This is a genomic window from Streptomyces actinomycinicus (genome assembly GCF_016741775.1).
GTDB classification, from domain to species: domain Bacteria; phylum Actinomycetota; class Actinomycetes; order Streptomycetales; family Streptomycetaceae; genus Streptomyces; species Streptomyces actinomycinicus.
The window spans coordinates 396,691-414,043 of record NZ_JAERRK010000001.1; the positions used below are offsets into that span (position 1 = coordinate 396,691).

15 protein-coding genes and 1 pseudogene are annotated in these 17,353 nt (G+C 72.0%); 12 read left to right on the top strand and 4 right to left on the bottom strand.

The genetic code is table 11. The annotated features are described in order from the left end of the window. Positions 1 to 7: 7 nt before the first annotated feature. The gene (locus JK359_RS01805; protein WP_201830853.1) at positions 8 to 751 is read right to left on the bottom strand and encodes an MIP/aquaporin family protein; all 744 of its coding nucleotides are present in this window, start codon (positions 749 to 751) and stop codon (positions 8 to 10) included. Beyond that, entirely contained in the window at positions 748 to 1,128 is a 381-nt protein-coding gene (locus JK359_RS01810) for an ArsR/SmtB family transcription factor (RefSeq protein ID WP_201830854.1), read from the bottom strand. The genes JK359_RS01805 and JK359_RS01810 overlap by 4 nt, the downstream gene beginning before the upstream one ends. 83 nt (positions 1,129 to 1,211) lie before the next feature. Here JK359_RS01810 and JK359_RS01815 point away from each other — a divergent pair. The 11 genes and pseudogenes from JK359_RS01815 to JK359_RS38730 form a co-directional block, all read left to right on the top strand. Further along, positions 1,212 to 1,400, top strand: a pseudogene (locus tag JK359_RS01815) (hypothetical protein); the annotation flags it as partial. A gap of 105 nt (positions 1,401 to 1,505) precedes the next feature. Further along, positions 1,506 to 2,120 (top strand): nucleotide-binding protein, encoded by a 615-nt coding sequence (locus JK359_RS01820; protein ID WP_201830855.1) that lies wholly within the window; start codon positions 1,506 to 1,508, stop codon positions 2,118 to 2,120. Then, on the top strand, positions 2,117 to 2,347 hold the full coding sequence (locus JK359_RS01825; RefSeq protein ID WP_201830856.1) for a hypothetical protein: 231 nt from the start codon (positions 2,117 to 2,119) through the stop codon (positions 2,345 to 2,347). The genes JK359_RS01820 and JK359_RS01825 overlap by 4 nt, the downstream gene beginning before the upstream one ends. A 293-nt stretch (positions 2,348 to 2,640) precedes the next feature. Further along, positions 2,641 to 3,909 carry a vanadium-dependent haloperoxidase gene (locus tag JK359_RS01830; RefSeq protein WP_201830857.1) on the top strand — a complete coding sequence of 423 codons (1,269 nt, stop codon included), beginning with the start codon at positions 2,641 to 2,643 and terminating at the stop codon, positions 3,907 to 3,909. Between the two features lie 170 nt (positions 3,910 to 4,079). Next, the gene (locus JK359_RS01835) at positions 4,080 to 5,153 is read left to right on the top strand and encodes a zinc-dependent alcohol dehydrogenase family protein (RefSeq protein WP_201830858.1); all 1,074 of its coding nucleotides are present in this window, start codon (positions 4,080 to 4,082) and stop codon (positions 5,151 to 5,153) included. Between the two features lie 472 nt (positions 5,154 to 5,625). Continuing rightward, positions 5,626 to 6,384: an SDR family oxidoreductase gene (locus JK359_RS01840; protein WP_201830859.1), complete on the top strand. Its 759-nt coding sequence runs from the start codon at positions 5,626 to 5,628 to the stop codon at positions 6,382 to 6,384. Between the two features lie 143 nt (positions 6,385 to 6,527). Further along, positions 6,528 to 7,145, top strand: coding sequence for a VOC family protein (locus JK359_RS01845; RefSeq protein ID WP_201830861.1), 618 nt, complete (start codon positions 6,528 to 6,530; stop codon positions 7,143 to 7,145). Between the two features lie 101 nt (positions 7,146 to 7,246). Continuing rightward, positions 7,247 to 7,780: a hypothetical protein gene (locus JK359_RS01850; RefSeq protein WP_201830863.1), complete on the top strand. Its 534-nt coding sequence runs from the start codon at positions 7,247 to 7,249 to the stop codon at positions 7,778 to 7,780. A 7-nt stretch (positions 7,781 to 7,787) separates the two neighbouring features. Beyond that, the gene (locus JK359_RS01855) at positions 7,788 to 8,798 is read left to right on the top strand and encodes a hypothetical protein (RefSeq protein ID WP_201830864.1); all 1,011 of its coding nucleotides are present in this window, start codon (positions 7,788 to 7,790) and stop codon (positions 8,796 to 8,798) included. Between the two features lie 23 nt (positions 8,799 to 8,821). Then, positions 8,822 to 10,156: a Dyp-type peroxidase gene (locus JK359_RS01860; RefSeq protein WP_201830866.1), complete on the top strand. Its 1,335-nt coding sequence runs from the start codon at positions 8,822 to 8,824 to the stop codon at positions 10,154 to 10,156. A 450-nt stretch (positions 10,157 to 10,606) separates the two neighbouring features. Beyond that, positions 10,607 to 13,243 carry an amino acid permease gene (locus JK359_RS38730; RefSeq protein WP_307787929.1) on the top strand — a complete coding sequence of 879 codons (2,637 nt, stop codon included), beginning with the start codon at positions 10,607 to 10,609 and terminating at the stop codon, positions 13,241 to 13,243. Positions 13,244 to 13,288: 45 nt separating this feature from the next. Here JK359_RS38730 and JK359_RS01870 read toward each other — a convergent pair whose 3' ends face one another. Together JK359_RS01870 and JK359_RS01875 are read right to left on the bottom strand one after the other, a co-directional pair. Beyond that, complete coding sequence (locus JK359_RS01870) at positions 13,289 to 14,245, bottom strand: GlxA family transcriptional regulator (RefSeq protein ID WP_201830868.1); 957 nt, start codon at positions 14,243 to 14,245, stop codon at positions 13,289 to 13,291. Positions 14,246 to 14,339: 94 nt separating this feature from the next. Continuing rightward, the gene (locus JK359_RS01875; RefSeq protein WP_201830870.1) at positions 14,340 to 15,455 is read right to left on the bottom strand and encodes a tetratricopeptide repeat-containing glycosyltransferase; all 1,116 of its coding nucleotides are present in this window, start codon (positions 15,453 to 15,455) and stop codon (positions 14,340 to 14,342) included. A 153-nt stretch (positions 15,456 to 15,608) separates the two neighbouring features. Between JK359_RS01875 and JK359_RS01880 the strand changes: the two genes are divergently transcribed. Then, positions 15,609 to 17,102 carry a glycosyltransferase family 39 protein gene (locus JK359_RS01880; protein ID WP_201830872.1) on the top strand — a complete coding sequence of 498 codons (1,494 nt, stop codon included), beginning with the start codon at positions 15,609 to 15,611 and terminating at the stop codon, positions 17,100 to 17,102. Positions 17,103 to 17,353 lie beyond the last annotated feature (251 nt).

A 17,353-nucleotide genomic window follows, 5' to 3' on the forward strand; every position in this document is an offset into this window, starting at 1 on the left:
AGGCCGGTCAGGGGAGGGCGGGAGCGGTGAGTTCGGGTTCGCCCTGGCGAGGGGCGGGGGTGGTCCGTGCGGGTGCTGGTCGTCCGAACACGGCGAGTACCAGTCCGAGTCCCAGTGCGGCGCCCACCAACTGGGCCGCGATGAAGGGGACGAGCGAGCCGGGGGCGATGCCGGCGAAGGTGTCGGTGAAGGCACGGCCGATGGTGACCGCCGGGTTGGCGAACGAGGTGGAGGACGTGAACCAGTACGCCGCGCCGATGTAGGACGCCACGGTCACCGGGGCGAAGTGGGCGCGGCCGGTGCGGGCCAGGCCGAAGACCAGCAGGACGAGTCCGGCGGTCGAGATCACCTCGCCCAGCCACAGGTGACCGGCGGACCGGTCATGGGTGGACCACTGGACGAGCGGCTTGCCGAACATGGCGTCGGCCACGAGGGCGCCGGCGATGGCTCCCGTGATCTGGGCCGGGATGTACGCCGCGACATCCCGCGCGGTCAGCCCGTCCTCACTGCGGCGGCCGGTGAGCCAGGCCGCGAGGGTGACGGCCGGGTTGAAGTGCGCGCCGGAGACCGGACCCAGGAGCGCGACGAGCACGCCCAGGCCGAAGACCGTGGCCAGCGAGTTGGCCAGCAGTTGCACGCCGGCATCCTGGCTCAGCTCAGTGGCCTGGATGCCGGAGCCGACGACCACCGCGACCAGGGCGGCCGACCCCACGGCTTCCGCGACGGCCCTGCGGCCCAGCGGGGCGCTCACGCGGTTGCCTCGGCTGTCTGCGACGCCTTCAGGAAGGCGGCGAGCCGGTCGAGGGTGGCGGGTAGCGCCCAGTAGTAGACCCACGTGCCGCGCCGCTCGCAGTCGATCAGACCGGCCTGCCGCAGCAGCTTGAGGTGATGCGAGATCGTGGGCTGGGACAGGTCGAAGGCCGGAGTCAGGTCACAGACGCAGACCTCACCGCCCGACCGTGAGGCGATCATCGACATCAGACGCAGCCGTACCGGGTCGCCCAGCGCCTTGAACAGCTTGGCCAGATCCGTCGCCCGGTCCTCGTCCAAGGGCGCCGTCACCAGCCCCGGGCAGCACGCGCCGCTCTCGTCGCTCTGGCCGAGCACCACAAGCTCTTGCTTCGACATACGTCTATGTTGACAGTCTTCGATGCAGTGCGCAATGTTGCATCGATAAACATCAATACAACCCGATGGAAGCCCTGCCATGGGACAAGGTCTGGGTCCACGGCCCCGGCAAGGAGCCCTGGGAGGTCTACGTCGTGAAGGCCGACGCCGACAGCCTCGGCGAGAGTGCCGACCCCGACGCGACCGGCGACGGCTGCTGCACCACCCAGGCAGCCGAACCGGCCACGTTGCTCGACGCAGGGGGCGCCGGACGTGTTAGCCCGCGGGAATGATTCGTCGGCGCCGCAGGGTGAACCGAGCAGGGCGGCTCCGTGCCGACGACGGTCGCCGGCGCGCGGCCGTTAGCGTCGGCTCCTGTGCCGCTGAGCTATGCATTCGTGAACCTCAAACCCGGGGTGGGCAAGACGACGAGCGCCGTCTGGTTGGCCCACGCGCTGCACGCATCGGGCCTGTCACCGTTGCTCGTGGACAGCGACCCCGCTTCCTCCGCGCTGCGCTGGAGCGAACTGGCGGGCGGCTTCCCCTTCCCCGTGCTCGCCCTTCCCGTCGGCGACGTGCACCGGCGCGTGAACGACTTCCTCGACCACCGGCAGGCGGTGGTGTTCGACGCCCCGCAGCTGGAGGACCACGCGCACATCGCCCGGGGCGTCATGCGGTACGCCGACGAGTGGATCGTGCCCGTGACCCCGGCCCCGATCGAGCTGGACCGCATGGCGCCCATCGACCGCGAGATGGACGACATGCAGTCCCTGCGCTCCCATCCGGCCAGGGCCGCCGTCCTGCTGAACCGGACCAATCGCCCCGACGCCACGCGTACCGGCCCTGATGCCGATGCGCGCGAAGCCCTGGCCGAGCGGGGATTCGACGTGCTGTCCACGCACATCCCGCGCCTGGACCTGTACTCGCAGTCCTTCGGCAGCCACGTCGAGGTGAAGGGCACCGCATACACGGACCTCGCCGAGGAGCTCATCAAGCGTCAGGACACGGTATGAACCAGCGTAAGGACGCCTATCGGGCCGCCATGCGGCCCCGGCAGGACACGGCAGCCGCCTCGCCTCCGCCCAGGAGGGTCACCGCACTGGACACCCGCTACCTCAAGGTGACTGTCGAACTGGATCCCGCCTTCGCACGCGACCTCACCAGCTGGGCCGGACCACCGCTGGCCGCGCTCGCGCGCGTGGGCGAGGCGGTCCTACGGCCACTGAGGCAGGGCCGCTGAGGCAGGGCCGCTGAGGCAGGGCCGCTGAGGCAGGGCCCCTGAGGCGGGGCCCCTGAGGCGGGGCCCCTGAGGCGGGGCCACTGAGGCAGGGCCGCTGAGGCAGGGCCGATGAGCGCTGTGGTCGCCAGGGCTGCCCGGTTCGCGGCGAGTTGTCTTGAATCGGGTAGTGGGCCGTTGCTAAGCCTTGGGCACTCGACCCCAGGGAGCACGCTGTGCATCGAGAGCCCCCTCCTGCCGTTCGTCCGCGTTCACGTGCCCGGGCATTCCTCTGCGCCGTCGCGGCCGTCGCCCTCGTGACGCTCACCGCCGCGGCACGTCCCCCCGGCCAGGACACCCGGTCCCCGGCGGACCCGGCAGCCGTGGTCCGCGAGTGGAACGCCATCGCCACCGACACGATCAAGACCAGCCTCGGCCCACGTCCCTCCGGGCAGGCGGCGATCTGGGAGGGGTTCGTCTCCGTCGCCGTGTACAACGCCGTGGTCGGGATCGAAGGCGGCTACGCCCTGTACAAGTGGCACGAGCACGGTCCGGCCAAGGCATCCCCGGCGGCGGCCGCCGCCACCGCGGCCCACGACGTGCTGCTCGCCTGCTTCCCCGCCTTCAAGGAGCGGATCGACACCGCCTACGCGCACTCGCTCGCCGCTCTTCCGGCCGGTCAGGCCAGAGACCGGGGCGTCGACTACGGAAGGCGCGCCGCCGCCCGCGTCCTCGATCTGCGGGAAGGGGACGGCAGGTTCGCGGACGTTCCGTTCACCGCTGCCCCGGCACCGGGGGTCTGGCGGCCCACCCCGCCCGCGTTCCAGCCCTTCATCGACACCTGGCTCGCCAGGCTCCGCCCCCTCCTGCTCTCCTCACCGCACCAGTTCCGCCCCGCCGGGCCCCCCGCCCTCTCCTCGGCCGCCTACGCCGGGGACGTCCGGGAGCTGAAGGTGATGGGTGCGAAGACCGGCTCGGGCAGGAGCGCGGGGCAGACCGAGACCGCCCTCTTCTTCAGCGGCAACCTGATCGAACAGGTCCAGACCGCGCTACGAGACCACGCCGCCCGGCACCGGCTGGGCATCGCCGAGACGGCCCGGCTGTTCGCCGCGGTGAACGCGTCGGCGACGGACGCCGTCGTCACGGCTTGGGACGCCAAGCTCCACTACGGCTTCTGGCGGCCGATCACCGCCATCCGCCTGGCCGCCACCGACGGCAACCCCGCGACGACGGCCGACCCGGTCTGGGAACCGCTGCTCCCCACCCCGCCGCACCCGGACTACGTCGCCGGTCACACGACCGTCGCCGGCGCCGTGACCCGCGCCCTGACCGGCGTCCTCGGGACCTCGCACATCGACCTCCACGTCCCCTCCGAGGTCACGGGCACCACGCGGTTCTACGGGTCCGCGGACGACTTCAACCGGGACGTCGTCGACGCCCGCGTGTGGGGCGGCGTCCACTCCCGCACGGCGGACGTGGCCGGCTGCCGGGCCGGCACCGACGTGGCCGCCTGGGCGCTGGACCACTACTTCCAGCCGGTCGCCGCTTCCGGTGGCCCTCACCGTCCGGCTTCACCGCGCTGCTGAGCCGCCCGTCCCCGGCGCTCGGCCCCGGAACAGCTGACTCGCCGCGGCACCGCAAGCCGCCGTCGGGAATCTTTCCGGGGCCGGGCGTAGCGTGAGAGGACGGATTCACCGCCCGAATCACAGCGGTTCCTCAGGCGCTGGGAGACGAGAGGTCACTCATGCCCCGGTCCATGCGCGCGCTCGTGGCCGCGGAGGTCGGCGAGCCTGCCGATGTCCTGCGGCTGGAATCCCTGCCTGTTCCCGCCCCGGAAGCCGGTCAGGCGTTGATCCGTGTGAAGGCGACTCCGGTCCACGCCAGTGATCTGCACGTCCTGCGTGGCCGCTACGGTTTCTCCGCCGAGTTCCCCACTGTCGGCGGTCACATGGAATGCGTGGGCCGTATCGAGGCCCTGGGCCCGGACACCGAGGGGTTGAGGGTCGGCGAGCGCGTGGTGGCCGCTGCGGTCCCGGCGGTGCCCGGGCCCCAGGCGGCCGGCACTTGGCAGGAGTACCTCGTCGCCGATACGCGAAGGCTCCTGCCGGTCCCCGACCGGCTGAGCGACTCCAGCGCCTGTCAGCTCGCCGTCAACCCGTTGACCGCGCTGCTCCTCGTGACGCGTGAACTCGACGTACGGCCGGGCGAATGGCTGCTGCAGACGGCCGCGGGCTCCACCGTCGGCCGGCTCGTCATCCAGCTGTCCAGGCATCTGGGGATCCGCACGATCAACGTCGTACGGCGGCGCGGTGCCGTGGAGGAGATCAAGGCGCTCGGTGGTGACGAGGTCATCTGCACGGAGGACGAGGACCTCGTGCAGCGGGTGGCCGAGACCGCAGGACCGGCCGGCGTGCGCAAGGCCGTCGACTGCGTCGCGGGGCCCGTGGGAGCCCAGGTGTCCCAGGCACTGGCACCGGGAGGGGAGGTCGTGGTCTACGGCGCGCTCTCCACCCACCGGCAGACCGATCCGGCAGCGCTGACGATCCCGCTGCAGGCACGCTCTGTCATCTACGAGACCAAAGCGGTCCGTGGCTTCTGGCTGAACCGCTGGTTCGGCGCCGCCTCACCCGAGGATGCGATGCGCGCGCTGTCCGAGGTGCGCGGTCTCGTCGTCGACGGAGTGCTGAGCATCCCCCAGGGCCGGCCGTTCCCGCTCGAACGTTTCGCCGAAGCCGTCGCGCTCGCCGAGTCACCGGCACACGGCACCAAGCCCCTCTTCGTCTTCGAGGACGGCCGGGACGAAGAGGGCGGGGACGAAGACGACAGGTAGGGGAGGGGTACTGCCTGTGCGGCAGCGGCGGTGCGCCGCAGCGGCCGCGGCGGGCCGTGAGGGACCGGCGCTCGCCGGCCGTCGGGGTACGGACCGCAGCCGCAGGCCGCCGCGGCGGTCGTGGCCCGGATGCACGTGAGGCGGGCGGGTGCCAGACTGAGGATCCGGAGTCGGCGGTCCGTGACGGAGCGCTTGGAGTGCCCGCCGCCTGACCGCTGCGTGATGCAACCGGCGGTCGTCGATCCTCTCGGTCGTCGATCCTCTTGGTCGTCGACCCTCTCGGTCGTCGATTCTCGCCGACCAGTCGGAAGTTGTCCGTCCGTGGCCCCTGCCGCACGGTGCCCTCGGAAGAAGCCGTTCCACCGGCCGGGCGGAGGGCCTGGCAAGGGCCCGGCAAGGGCCGGCAGGAGGTGATCATGCGCGGCGGACGCAGGGACGTACGGGAGCCGCGTCGGGACGGCGGTGGCCCCCGGTGAGCGGGCCCGGGGGAGGAGCCGGCGGGGCGCGTGCGGGGCTGGCCGGGCAGACGGTCGTGGTGGTGGGAGGCAGCGCGGGCATCGGGCTGGAGACCGCACGTCAGGTGCGGGCGGCCGGTGGCGAGGTGGTGCTCACGGCCCGGAACGCCGAACGCCTGCAGCGGGCGGCGGACGAGGTGGACACGGTGCGCACGGCCGCGTTCGACGCCCATGACACCGTAAGCCTGGAGGGCTTCCTGCGGGAACTGCCCGGGCAGGTCGACCATGTGATGCTCACGGCGGGCAGCCCGTCGTACACGCCCCTGGCCGAACTCGATCCGGCCGAGGCCGGACGTGACTTCGGCGGGCGTATCGCGATGACGGTGGCGGTCGCGCGGGCGGGCCGGGAGAAGGTCAGGGCCGGCGGATCGCTGCTGTTCATGGGCGGAACCGGCGGTCGGCGGCCCGCGGCCGGGATGGCCGTGACGGGCGCCCTCACCGCGGCGTCGCCGGCGCTGATCGCGAACCTGGCCCTGGAGGTCGCCCCGGTCCGGGTCAATCTGATCGCGGCCGGCTTCGTGGACACCCCGCTGTCCGCCTCCCTCCTCGGCGACCGGCTCGACGCCCGGCGGGAGCAGCTGAGGAGGACGCTGCCCATCGGCCGGGTGGTCGGTCCGGCGGACGTCGCCGCCCTGGCGCTGCACCTCATGACCAACGACGCCCTCACCGGCGCCACTTACGACGTCGACGGGGGGCAACAGCTCGTCACACCCTGATCGCCCGGCCGCCTCAGGAGCCGGGCCGTCCGGGCGCGGCCGCACCGGGGCTCGGCGGTGACGTGCGCGCCCAGCCTCCGGCCGCGTCCGCACCGTGGGTCGTGGCCGCATCCGTATCCCCCGAGTGACAGGAGGCGCAAGCCATGGACATGAAGCTCGAGGTCGTCGTGGTGCCGGTGTCCGACGTGGACCGGGCCAAGGACTTCTACACGGCGTTGGGCTGGAGACTCGACGCGGACCTGACCGCGGAGGGTGACTTCCGGGTGGTGCAGGTGACCCCTCCGGGCTCCCCGGCGTCGGTCATCTTCGGCACGTCCGTCACGGACCAGGCACCGGGCTCGGCCCAGGGCCTGCACCTGATCGTCGACGACATCGAGGCCGCTCACTCGGAGTTGAAGCGGAACGGTGCCGACCCGAGCGAGGTGTTCCACGATGCCGGCGGCGTCTTCCACCACGCCGGCACCGATGCCCGGGTGCCCGGACCCGCGCCGCACCGCGGCAGCTACGGCTCTTTCCTTTCGTTCCGTGACCCGGACGGCAACGGCTGGTTCCTGCAGGAGGTCACCACCAGGCTCCCGGGGCGGCTCGACTCCGGCACCACCGCGTACGCGTCGGCCGAGGACCTGGCGGGCGCACTGCGGCGGGCCGCGGCGGCGCACGGCGAGCACGAGGCCCGCACCGGTGCGGAGGACCCGGACTGGCCGGACTGGTACGCGCGCCACATGGTGAGCGAGCAGGCCGGCACGGAACCGCCGTCCTGAGCCGCCGGGCGGGGCAAGCGGTTGCATGGAACGATGAGAGCGGCGAGCGCGACGAGCGTGACCGGGGGCGGCCGGAGTCCTGGAAAGAGGGAGGACCGGGCATGGAGATCAAGCCTCAGGCAGTCGTCATCCCCAAAGACACCGATCATCTCGAGCAGGGCAAGTACGGGCCGGTGTTCCCCAGGACTCCGGCCTGCTACGGGTTCACCGTCGTCGCCCGGGTCAAACCGGGGCACGCCGACGCGATGCGCGAGTACGGCAACGCACTGGCGAAGGCCCTGGAACAGGACCCGTATCTGCTAGCGCCGCTCAAATTGCACTACCTGCGCTGGGTGCTGTTCGACGACGACACGCGCTTCATGTACCAGGGCATCTTCGACACCGACTTCGACAAGTACACCGAGGACGCGGTCGCCCTGTTCTCGAAAGCCGGCGTGAGCACCGCTTTCGAGCACCTGGAAGGCTTTCCGGAGGACTGGCGCACCAATCCGGACGCATTCGTCAGGTTCGTGCGCGAACACCACTGTCCCAGTTTCATCGAGTACGGCGAGTACCCGTACGTGACGGCGGACGAGATCAAGAAGGCGTTGCGCGTCAGGAACTCCCTCTCCGAGATCCTCGACCAGATGCAGTGAGGCAGCCATGAGCCAGGCCGGCACAGCGCGTACGTACAACCAGCGGCACGTTCCCCGCGCGTACACGCCGGGCGGGCGGCGCGTGAGCATCTACGTCTCCTGGAGCTATCCGGCCGAGGCGGGCCGGAACGCGGCCGAGCTGGACAACCGCTTCTCCACCATGACCGAGGTCAGGCGGGTGGCGTGGCCGGCGTACGAGGACCCGAAGTGGTCGGACCCGTACCGGTTCCAGCAGGGCATCGCGGGGTCCCTGGAGCTGTTCTTCTGGGCCTGGGCGCCCTTCCAGGAGTTCGTGCAGGAGGTCACCGGACATCCCGTACCCGTGTACCAGCGCATCGACCAGGCCGGCTTCCACACCCCGCTGGACGAGCGCGTGCTCGACGACACCGACATCCTGTTCGTGTTCGGACTGGACCACATGATCACGGGACAGGAGGCCCGGCCCGGGGAGATCGAGGCGCTGCGGGCGTTCCTCGCCCGGGAGGACGCCTGCCTCGTGCTGGGACCCCACCACGACGTCGGCGCGTCGGACGACCTGGCCGTGCGGGACGTGGAGTACCGCCACCACGGCGATCCCCTCGTACCCCGCCAGCAGCGCTTCGCCACCTACGTCAGGGACCTGATGAAGGGGCTGGGCGTGCCGGTCGTGAACCGCTACGGGCTGCGCCCGGCCACCGGCGAGGGCGACCGGATCGCTCCGCTGACCACCGTCCGGGACCTGGACGAGAAGGGCTGGCTGCACGGGGTCACGAACTTCAACTTCCACCTGCACCTGCCTCACTACGCGGTGACCACGGACGAACCGAAGGCCGTTCACGTGCTGGCCCGGCAGCCGGTCGACACGTCCCGGCCGCACCCGTTCACCGAGGAGGGCAACACCGAGTTCAACATGTTCCTGTGGATGCCGCCCGGAGGCGACCGCGCGGGTGACGTGCTCCTCGCCGATTCGACGATCTTCAGCACGCTGTTCGGTGCCGACGAGAGTCTGCGGAACTTCTGGCGGAACCTCGTCTCGTGAACGGCACCGCAAGGAGGCCGGCAGTGGGTGCGCCCAGCGCGGTGAAACTCGACCTCGACGACATACAGCGCGGGGTCCTCAGTCCCCGGCCGACGCCCTACGCGGCGATGTACCTGGCCTTCCGCATCGACGACGCGGCGCATGGGCGGGAGCTGATGCGCAGGCTGAGCGGTGCCGTGACCTCCGCCGCGGACTCGGCCAGCCCGCTGGGCGAGACGTGGGTCAGCGCGGCCGTCACCTGTACCGGGCTGGAGGCGCTCGGGGTGCCGCGCTCGTCACTGGAGACGTTCGCGTGGGAGTTCCGTCAGGGGATGGCGGCCCGTGCCAGGGCACTGAGGGACGTGGGGGAGAGCGGCCCGGAACACTGGGAGGCGCCGCTCGGCACCCCTGACGTGCACGTGGTGATCACCGCGGTCGCGCCCGACTCCCCGCGGCTGGAGGCGGCCGTGGACCGTGCCCGGCCGGTCTACGAACGGCTGTCCGGTGTCACGGCGGTCTGGCGGCAGGACTGCCATGCCCTGCCCACCGAGACCGAGCACTTCGGCTACCGCGACGGGGTCAGTCACCCCGCCGTCGAGGGAAGCGGCATCCCGGGGTCCAATCGGCTGGAAGTGCCCCTGAAGGCGGGTGAGTTCGTCCTCGGCCACCCGGACGAGATCGGCGGCGTCCAGCTGCCGCAGCCGGCCGTGCTGGGGCGCAACGGCAGTTACGCGGTCTTCCGCAAGCTCCACCAGAGGGCCGCCGAGTTCCGGCGCTATCTGCGGGACAACTCCACCGGTCCCGAGGACGAGGAGCTGATCGCGGCGAAGATCATGGGCCGCTGGCGCAGCGGGGCACCCCTGGCGCTGGCCCCGGAGCGCGACGACCCGGAGCTGGGCGCCGATCCGTACCGCCGCAACACCTTCCTGTACGAGCAGGACGATCCGGCGGGCTTCACGACGCCGGGCGGCTGTCACATCCGCCGGGCCAATCCGCGCGACGCCTCGGTGGCCGGCGAGGTGCGGCTGCACCGGATGATCCGGCGGGGCGCGGTGTACGGTCCGGCCCTGCCCGAGGGAGTACTGGAGGACGACGGTGCCGACCGAGGCCTGATGTTCGCGTTCATCGGCGCACATCTGGGCCGGCAGTTCGAGTTCGTCCAGTCGGAGTGGATGAACGACGGCGTGTTCTTCGGGGCCGGTCACGCGAGGGACCCCGTCACCGGGGCCGCCGAGGGGGACGCCGGCTACACCGTCCCGCGCCGGCCACTGCGCCGACGCCTTGCCTCCCTGCCCCGGTTCGTGGTCACCCGGGGCGGTGAGTACTGCTTCCTGCCGAGCCTGACCGCGCTGCGCTGGCTCGGCGACCTCCGCGACTGACCGCGACTGACAGGGACCGGCCGTGCATCGCCGCCGCCTCAGCCACCGGACTCCGCCACCGCCTCGCCGGGCCCCGCTCCACGTCGCCGGGCGTCCGGAGGCTCCGCCTCGCCAGGTCGTCCGGACGTGCACGGGACTCGGGCAGCGCGGCGATGATCCGCCCATGACGGTGTCCCCGATTCCTTCCGGACCCGTGCCGCGTCCCCGTCCTCACCGGATCACACCTCGGCCGGGGCTTCGGGTCCGTCGTCCCAATGGTTCAACGACGGCGGTTCCGCGGCTCGTCCGACCAGGGGGAGGACACGCCCGTGCGCCGGCGGCGGCACCGGCGGCTTCACGTCCCCGGCACCCCGTCCCGCCCCCTCCCGGGCCGCCCGGCCGGGTGCCGGGCGGCCCGGGTGCCCGCTCCGCGCTGTTGCGGGGGGACGGGACCCGGCGTTGGAATCAAGTGTGAGGCACTTTGGCGGCGTCGAGTCCGCCGGCCGCCCCGCTCCCGGGACCGGGGTCGGCCGGAAGGGGCTGAAGAACGATGCCCTCGGCATGTTCTCCTCGGTGGCGATGGGGCTCGCCTCCAGCGGCCCGGCGTACAGCCTGGCGGCCACCCTGGGCATCATCGTGGCCGGAGTCGGCTTCCAGGCACCCATCGTCATCATGCTGGCGTTCGTCCCGATGGTGTTCGTGGCGTGCGCGTTCCGGGAACTGAACGCGAGCAACGCCGACTGCGGGACGACCTTCAGCTGGGCCACCCGCGCCTTCGGGCCGCGCAGCGGCTGGATGGGCGGCTGGGGTCTCATCGTCGCCAACATCCTCGTCATGGCGAACCTCGCCGGGATCGCCGCCGCCTACGGTTTTCGGCTGGTGGGCCTGGACGGCCTGGCGGAGAGCAGGCTGTGGACCACGGTGGCGGGCGTCGTCTGGATCGTTCTGCTGACCGCGGTCTGCTACGTCGGCATCGAGTTCTCGGCCGCCGTCCAGCGCTGGCTGCTGTGCCTGGAAGTGGCGGTGCTGCTCCTCTTCGCCGTCGCCGCGCTGGTCCGTGTCTACACCGACCCTCCCCCGACGGCGGTCCATATCTCCGCCTCCTGGTTCAACCCGTTCGAAGTGCCCTCGATGAGGGCGCTGACCTCGGGCGTCCTCGTGGGGGTCTTCATCTACTGGGGCTGGGACACCGCGTTCTCGGTCAACGAGGAGACCACCGACGGCGACTGCGTCCCCGGGCGCGCCGCGATCCTGTCCACCGTGCTGCTCCTCGTCATGTACGCGCTGGTCTCCACCTCGTCGCAGGCGTTCGCGGGAATCGGCACCTCGGGCATCGGGCTCGGGAACCCGGACAACGCGGACGATGTGTTCTCGGGGCTGGGCAAGGCCGTGTTCGGGAGCAGCGACAGCGGGGTGTTCCTGTCCAGACTGCTGATCCTGATGGTGCTGACCTCCGCGCTGGCCTCGGCCGAGACGACCATCCTGCCCCTGGCCAGGACCGTCTTCTCCATGGCGGTCCACAAGGCGGTCCCGTCCCGGTTCGCCCGGATCCACCGCAGGTACCTCACCCCGACCTGGGGAACCATCGGCATGGGAGCGGCCTCGATCGCCCTGCTGCTCCTGCTGACCTCGTTCAGCGAGCACGTCCTGGCCGACTCGGTGGAGTCGGTGGGTCTCGCGATCGCGTTCCAGTACGGCCTGACCGGCTTCGCCTGCGTCTGGTACCACCGCAAGGTCCTCACCCGCAGTGCCGGAGACCTGGTCTTCAAGGGCGTGCTCCCGGCGCTCGGCGGGCTGATCATGGTCGTGCTGTTCCTCTACGCCGCCTTCGTGGTCTACGCGAACCCCGGGTACGGCATGACCACCGTCGACCTGCCGCTGATCGGCGAGACGGGCGGGGTCACCGTCCTCGGCGTGGGCGCCCTGCTGATCGGTCTGCTGCTGATGCCGTTCGTCACCCGCGGCCACAGCGTGGCGCTGAGACTCCAGCGGGGCCTGCTCCCGGGACACCTGCCGTCGCACGCCGCCGTCGACACGGCGAGCCGCTACCTGCCCGCCGACAGCGGGTCCGGAGTGGGCGGCGACTGGTACGACGTGATCCCCCTGTCGGGGACCCGGGTCGGCCTGGTCGTCGGGGACGTGCTCGGTCACGGCCTGCGCGCGGCGGCCACCATGGGGCGGCTGCGCACGGGGGTGCGGGTACTGGCCAGGCTGGACCTGACCCCGGACGAGCTGCTGTCCCGCCTGGCCGACCTGGTCGAGCAGACCGCGCAGGAGGGCGGGCCCGGCCGCAACCCGGGCCAGCCGCGCCCGCGCGTCGACGCGGCCCTGGGCGTGAGCTGCCTGTACGCGGTCTACGACCCGGTCTCGGGCAAGTGCAGCCTGGCCCGGGCCGGCGAGCCGGTGCTGGCGGTCGTCGGACGCCACTCGGGTGCCGTCGCCTTCCCGGAGCTGCCGCCCGGACCGCCGCTGGGCGTCCCCGGCCTGCCCTACCGGAGCATGGAGCTGCAGTTCGAGCCGGGCAGCGTCGTCGCCCTGACCACGGGCGGCCTGCTCCAGGACGCCGACGACCGCGCCGCCGGGCTCGCCCGGCTGAGCCGCGTCCTCACCGGGCCCCCGCAGTCCCTGGAGGTGCTGTGCGACAGGGTGGTGGCCACGCTGCTGCCCGGGCCGGTGGACGTGGACGCCACGCTGCTCGTGGCCCGCACCCGGCTGCTCGACCGGAGGCAGTTCGCCGAGTGGGCGCTGCTCCCGGATCCGGCGGCCGTGGCCACGACGCGCACCGCCGTCAGCAAGCAGCTCGGCGACTGGGGCCTGGAGGACCTGGCGTTCACCACCGAGCTGATCGTCAGTGAACTCGTCACCAACGCCATCCGCTACGTCGGCGGTCCGATCCAGGTCCGTGTGATCCGCGACCGGACGCTGATCTGCGAGGTCTCCGACACCGGTCACACCTCGCCCAATCTGCGGCACGCCGCGAGCGACGACGAGGGGGGCCGGGGCCTGTTCATCATCGCCCAGATGACCCACCACTGGGGCACGCGCTACACCCCCACCGGCAAGACGATCTGGACCGAGCAGGACCTGCCGGAGTCCGACGGCAAGTAGCGCCCCGGGGCGGGCCGGGAGGCACACCGGCGGGGCGGGGCCGGGTCAGGTGCCGCGCAGGGCCGATGTGGTCCTGCCGGTGCGTTCGCGGAGCAGTACGCGCAGGGTGTTGGCGTGCTCGTAGCCGACCTTGCGGGAGATCACCTCGAGCGGCAGGTCGGTCGTGCGCAGCAGGTGGGAGGCGCGTTCGATCCTGAGGTCCTGGACGAACCGCACGGGGGAGGTGCCGAGCACGCGCTGGACGGTGCGTTGCAGGGTCCGCTCGCTGATGCCCAGGGACCTGGCCGCGTCCGGGATGCTGATCGGCTCGGCCAGCCGCTCGCGCGCCCAGCGTTCGAAGGCCGCAACGGTCGGGTCGCTCTGGGCCAGGGCGCTGGGGATGGTGTAGGCGGACTGCGAGGGGCGGTCGTCGACGACCAGGTAGCGGGCGATGAGGTCGGCCAGGGCGGGGCTGCTCGCCCGTACGATCGCCAGGGCGAGGTCGACGTGTCCGAAGGCCGCGCCCGCCGTGGTGACCTCGCCGGACGCGACGACCATCTTGCTCTGGTCCAGGTGGACCGCGGGGTAGCGGGTCCGGAAGACGGGGGCCAGCCACCAGCTCGTGGTCGCCCGGCGGCCGTCCAGCGCGCCCGCTTCGGCGAGCAGGAACGTGCCGGTGCACGCCGAGGCGATGGGCGTGCCCTGCGCACGCGTCCGGTTGATCAGGTCCCGGGCGGGCAGCGAGGCGTCCCCGGCGACGTGGTCCAGCAGTGCCTCGGGCCGGCGTTCGGCCAGGGCGGGGACGATCAGCAGGCCGGCCGTCCGGGCCCGTTCGACCGGCTCGGCCGTCACGAGGTGCCCGGCCCCCGTCGTGACCTGCGGACGGAAGCCGACCTTGGTCACGTTCCAGGTCGGCGGGTCCGCGATCTGCTCGCCCATGGCGTTCGCGCCGTCGAGCACGTCGAGGATGGCCGCGAGCCCGGAGTCGAACACCCCGTCGTACACGAGTACCGCAACGTCCATGACGGAAACCGTATCAGTGTAGCCGTATCCGACAGCAGGGTCGGCAGCAGTGGAGGTGACGGCAGGGGTGAGGTGACGGCAGGGGCGGCGGACGTCAGTCGGACACGCCGGCCGGTTCCGGTGGCGGGGTGCGCCGGCTGCCGACGGCCAGCCTGGTCCGTGCGAAGTCGCGGTTGGCCACCACCCGGTCGCGGTGGGCTTCGGGCAGCTTGCCGCCGTCCAGGAGCTTCTCGCAGCACTCCAGCGACTCGCGGTAGGAGCCCGTCCAGTACGCCGCCACCGCCAGCTCGTCCAGGGCCCGCCAGTCGTACCAGGCGTGTTCGACGAACAGGATGTCGTCCGGCCGCGGGATCTCCACCGCGCGCCGCGCGAACAGGTAAGCGAGCGGCCAGCGTTCGCCCTGCACGCGGCAGAGGTGGGCGAGTTCGCCGAGCGGTTCGGCGCGGGCCGGCCGGTATTCGTGGGCGTCCAGGAAGCGGGACAGGACCTCGGGTGTCTTGCGTCTGAGCGTCAGGGCGAGGCGGGCCGCGTAGAGCCGGGCGCAGAACGCCTCCTCGGCGAAACCGCCCATGGCGGCCCGCCGGTCGTAGGCGGCGAGCGCCTTCGCCGGTTCCCCGGCGTCGCGCCAGCTCTGGGCGAGGTAGAAGACGTACCGGGCGTTGTCCGGTTCCTTGGCGAGTCCGTCCTTCAGGACGGCCGCGTCGCGCAGGTACTTCGCGCGCTGGTCGCCCTTCTGGCGTCCGCCGCCGCCCATGATGACCATGCGGGTGCCGCCGAGGGACGCCCGGCTGAACGGTGCGCCGCACTCCAGGTATTCGTGCAGGACGCCGACGTACCGCCAGGGCAGGCGGGTCGACACCATCGTCGGGCGCCAGTGGACGACGGGGCCGTGGTGCACCTCGATGTCGTAGCAGTCGTGGGTCAGGTCCGGCATGGTGAAACCGGGGTTGGTCTCCATCACGTCGTCCGCGTCGATGAACAGGAGGTAGCGCGCCCTGTCCCGGGCCCGTTCGATCGCCTCCGAGCGGCTCAGGTCGAAGCCCTTCCACGGGCTCTCGTACAGCGCGCCGGGCAGTCCGGCGAACGTGTCGCGGATGACCTCCTGGGTCCCGTCGGTCGAACCGGTGTCGAGGATCACCCAGGTGTCGACGAGGGGCCGTACGGATTCGAGGCAGCGGCGGATCACATGCGCCTCGTCCTTGACGATCATATTAAGGCAGACCGTTTTCATTGGCTTTTTCTTTTCCCCGGGGTAAAGGACCGGCCGGTGAATTTATCGAGCCGCGGCGGTCCGTACAAGCAGCCACCGGCAGGTCGCCCTGTATAAGTGGGGAGTTCCAGACGCCGGCCCGGGGAGATTCTCATGGTGATCACCGCGCAGCTGCCCCAGCCCCGCGAAGGATTCCGGCCCGGCGGGCCCGGGTCCGGACGGCGCCGGGCGATGCTCTGGCTGTGCCCCTTTCTCCTGACGTTCGCCGTCTGCGGTTACGGGCTGACCGATGCCCTGCTGGGCCGCGACGAACTGGTCACCTGGGACGTGGTGGGCCGGGATACCGGCCGCATTCTGGCGATGCTGCGGAACGTCGACGCCGTGCACGGAACCTATTACCTGCTGATGCACGGATGGGTCGCGGTGTTCGGGGATTCCGTCGTTTCCCTGCGATTGCCGTCCCTGTTGTCCGTGGCCGGCGCGGCGGCCGTCGTTTCCCTCCTCGGGGACCGGCTCTTCGGATACCGGGCCGGAATTCTCGCCGGGATTCTGCTGGCGCTGGTCCCGGCGGTGAGCCGCTACGGCCAGGAGGCCCGCGGCTACGCCGTGGTGATGCTCGCCGTCGCCCTCGCCACCCTGCTGCTGCTGCGGGCGCTGGACGAGCCGCGCAGCATCCGGCGGTGGGCCGCCTACGCGCTCGGGCTGGCCTTCGCCGGGCTGCTGCACCTGATCGCCCTGTCCGTCGTACTCGCCCACGCCTGCCTGCTCGCGGCCCGGGCCCGTGCGGACCGTTCGCTGTGGTGGAAGTCGGCTCTCGTCCTGGTGACGGCCGCCGTGTGCGTCGCACCGGTGGCCGTGCTCGGCAGGTCCCAGGTCCGGCGGCAGCTGTACTGGGTGCCGGAGCCCGGCGGCTGGGAACTCGTGTCCCTCGTGCGGGACGCGTTCGCCTCGGTGCTGTGCGCCGGAGTGCTGATCACCCTCGCCCTTCTGGCCCGCTCGCCGCGCCGGGCACCGCTGGTGCTGTGCGGCACCTGGGCGCTGCTGCCGCCCGTCCTCGTCTGGGCCGCCTCCCACGGAGAGGTCTCCTACTTCCGCGACGTCTACGTCCTCTTCACCCTCCCGGCCTGGGCGCTCCTCGCCGGTGCCGGCCTCGCCGCGGCCTGCCGGTCCTGGAAGGGGGCCGTGGCCCTGACGGTGGCGCTGGGCGTCCTCGCCCTGCCCGACCAGCGGCAGATGCGCCAGCCGTTCGAGCACGACGCACCGGTGCCGCTCGACTACGCGGCGGCGGCCGGCGTCGTCGAGCGGCTGCACCGGCCCGGCGACGCCGTCGTCTACGACCGCGCCGACACCTGGCAGCTCGACGGCGGGGTCCGCTACTACCTGCCGCGCGCACTGCGGATGCGCGACGTCTTCCGGGCCAGGACCGCCGCGCAGATCGACGACCTCTACACGCCGGAGTGTGCCGTCCCGGCCCGGTGTCTGCGGGGTGAGCGGCGCATCTGGCTGCTGACCCAGGGCCCCGGTTTCCCGTTCGGCGCCATCGCCCCCGCACAGGCGAACGCCTTGCAGGCCGGGTACTCGGTCTCCATGAGCAGGCAGGTGACGGGCATGACCGTGAGCCTGCTGGAGCGCAGGAACGGTAAATGACCGGGGGACGGCAAATAGCCGCGCGAGGACGGGAAACGGCGGCGGGCTCGGCGGGCGCGGCCCGGGGACGGGAAGCGGCGGCGGGCGCGGCGGGCGCGGCGGGCGTGGCACAGGGACGGGAAGCCGCGGCGGGCGCGGCGGGCGTGTCCGGCTCCGGCAGGGCAAGGGGTGTCCGGCGGGCTCTGCGGCCCGCCTGACACCCCTGGTGCGATGCGCCGCCCGGTCGCCCTCATGCGGCGCGGACCGGGTGG